The organism is Arhodomonas sp. KWT (genome assembly GCF_010993615.1).
On sequence record NZ_WNXE01000080.1, the window covers coordinates 9,949 to 12,587 of the forward strand.

A 2,639-nucleotide genomic window follows, 5' to 3' on the forward strand; every position below is an offset into this window, starting at 1 on the left:
TCGCGGGCAGACGCAGGGCGAGGGTGAGGCCGGCGACGCCGGTGCCGACGATGAGGACGTCATAGGGCGCGGTGGTATCGGTCATCGAGTTGCACCTGTTCTCGGCTATCGGCTACGCTCACGACGCCATCCGGATCACGACCGTCCGAGGCGCCCGCGCGGGCCCGAAGAGCCTAGCACGGCAGGGGCGCCGGCTGCTGTGTGGCGGGGGCGTTCCACTACCGCGACGAAGCACACGAACTATCCATGACGCGTATTGTCTACCGCACTGAGCAATGGCCGGCGTCACGTCCCGAGGGTCGCCGTTAATGGCAGACTCGGAATCGGACGCGGCGCTGGTCGAGCGGGTCAAGGCCGGCGACAAGCAGGCCTTCAACGTGCTGGTGCTCAAGTACCAGCACAAGCTGATCAAGCTGATCTCGCGGTATGTGCATGACCAGTCCGAGGCAATGGATGTGGCGCAGGAGGCCTTCATCAAGGCCTATCGTGCGTTGCCGCGCTTTCGTGGCGACAGCAGCTTCTATACCTGGCTTTACCGCATCGGCATCAACACGGCCAAGAATCATCTCGTCGCCATGGGGCGCAGGCCGCCGGACAGCGACGTGGACGTGCAGGACGCCGAGCGGTTTGATGTGGATTCCTCGCTCAAGGATCAGGAGTCCCCGGAGGCGCTGGCCCGCAGGGACGAGATCCAGCAGACAGTGCTCGACGCGATCGAGGCGCTGCCTGAAGACCTGCGTACGGCGGTGACCCTGCGGGAGTTTGAGGGTCTGACTTACGAGGAGATCGCGCAGGCGATGGACTGCCCGATCGGGACCGTGCGTTCGCGGATCTTCCGCGCACGGGAGGCAATAGACCGGCGGCTCAAGCCGCTGCTGTCGGAGGCGACGGGTGACGGGTATGAGTGAACACGTGAACGAACAGCTCTCGGCGCTGGCCGATGACGAGCTGCCCGGCGAGGAGATGCCCCTACTGCTGCGGCGCCTCGGCCGGGATCCGGAGCTCGTGGATCGCCTGGGCCGTTACTACACCACGAGGGCCGCCGTGCACGGCGATCTCGGACTGGCGGCGGACGGGGCCTTCGCGGAGCGGGTTGCCGCGGCGCTGGACGCCGAGCCCGCACTGGATCCGGCGGAGGCCGAGGCCCCGGTCCATCCCGAGCCCGCCGCGCACCGGCGCCGCGTGCTGCGCTTCGCCCGTCCGGTGGCGGGAGCGGCGATCGCCGCCTCCGTTGCCGTGCTCGCCGTCGGTCTCTGGCCGTCGGGTCCGGGGGAGCGCGGCAACGGCCCGGCGGCAACGGCGGTGACCGCCAGTGCGCCCTCCGCGGGCGGCGGCAACGGCCTCGCCGAAAGGGTCTCCGTGGACGAGGGTCCGGCGACCGCCGACTCCGTTGAGCGTGTCACCTGGCAGGGGCTCGATCCCACCGTACAGCGCCGGCTCAACGGTTATCTGGTCAATCATTCCGGTAATGCCGTCGGCGCCGGGGCCGGCGGTATGCTGAACTACGCACGCATCGCCGGGCATGCGCGTGCCGAATAGCGGGGCACGACGCTGGCTTGGTGCGGTGCTGGTGGTGGTCGCGGCGGTCACCGCACAGGCCGCCGCGGCGGATGCGCGCAGTGCCCACCAGTGGCTGCAGCGCATGGTCTCGGCGATGCAGGAGACCGATTACACCGGGGTGTTCGTCTACCGTCAGGGGGCATCCACGCCGGAGTCGATGCGCATCGTGCACCGTGGCGGTGAGGCCGCCGACGAGGTGGAGGAACGGCTCCACTCCCTCGACGGCGTCGCCCGGGAGATCATCCGCGACGGCAACCGCGTGACCTGCATCCTCCCCGACAGCCGCAGTGTGATGGTGGATCACCGCCAGGTGCGTAACCCGCTCACCAGCGTGCTGCCGGCGGATACCGACTCCATCGGCCGTTACTACCGTCTGGATACCGGCGGTGTGACCCGGGTCGCCGGGCGCGAGGCCCAGCGCATCCGCATCGAGGCCGCCGACGACTACCGTTACGGCTACCGTTTCTGGATCGACACCGGCACCGGCGTGATGTTGCGGGCGGACCTGGTCCACGGCGACGACACCCTGGAACAGGTGGTGTTCACCGAGATCCAGTTCCCCGACGATATCCCCGACAAGCTCCTCGAGCCCCACCTCAGCGGTCGGGATTTCACCTGGTACAAGGCCGATCCTGACGGCGAAGAGCACGACGGGCAGAAGAAGGTATTCGAGCCGGACTGGCACCTCGGCTTCATCCCGGGCGGCTTTGCCCTGCGGCTGAGCGAGCGCCGGCATATGCCCACGGGGATCGAGGGGCCGGTGGAGCACCGGATGTACTCCGACGGCCTCGCCGCCGTGTCCGTGTACGTCAGTCATCTCGACAGCAAGCTGCCGCGGTTCGAGGGGCTCTCGCGGATGGGGGCGTTCAGCGCCTTCGGCCGCGTGAGTGACGAGCGGCAGGTCGTGGTGGTCGGCGAGGTCCCGCCCAGGGCGGTCATGGAGATCGCCCGTTCGTTCGCGCCGGGTGCGCCGTCGAAGTGATCCGCGAGCCCGTGCGCGTCGTCGCGGTGGAGCCGGGGGCGATCCGCGTGCGCGGCGAGCCCGGCGCGGTCTGCCACGGCTGCGCGGCCCACGGCGG

3 protein-coding genes are annotated in these 2,639 nt (G+C 69.2%); all 3 read left to right on the forward strand.

The window, feature by feature from the left end:
- The first annotated feature begins 308 nt into the window (after positions 1-308).
- From rpoE to G7A99_RS12145, 3 genes are read left to right on the forward strand one after another with little or no spacing between them, the layout of a single operon-like run.
- A complete protein-coding gene (gene rpoE, locus G7A99_RS12135; RefSeq protein ID WP_018718369.1) occupies positions 309-908 on the forward strand; it encodes an RNA polymerase sigma factor RpoE in 600 nt (199 codons plus the stop codon).
- Positions 901-1,539: a sigma-E factor negative regulatory protein gene (locus tag G7A99_RS12140; RefSeq protein WP_163140482.1), complete on the forward strand. Its 639-nt coding sequence runs from the start codon at positions 901-903 to the stop codon at positions 1,537-1,539. The genes rpoE and G7A99_RS12140 overlap by 8 nt, the downstream gene beginning before the upstream one ends.
- Entirely contained in the window at positions 1,523-2,542 is a 1,020-nt protein-coding gene (locus tag G7A99_RS12145) for a MucB/RseB C-terminal domain-containing protein (protein ID WP_084594172.1), read from the forward strand. The genes G7A99_RS12140 and G7A99_RS12145 overlap by 17 nt, the downstream gene beginning before the upstream one ends.
- Positions 2,543-2,639: the final 97 nt, after the last annotated feature.

Coding starts and splice junctions, on each gene's coding strand:
- G7A99_RS12140 (WP_163140482.1), top strand. CDS start 901: ATGAGTGAACACGTGAACGAACAGCTCTCGGCGCTGGCCGATGACGAG.
- G7A99_RS12145 (WP_084594172.1), top strand. CDS start 1,523: ATGCGCGTGCCGAATAGCGGGGCACGACGCTGGCTTGGTGCGGTGCTG.
- rpoE (WP_018718369.1), top strand. CDS start 309: ATGGCAGACTCGGAATCGGACGCGGCGCTGGTCGAGCGGGTCAAGGCC.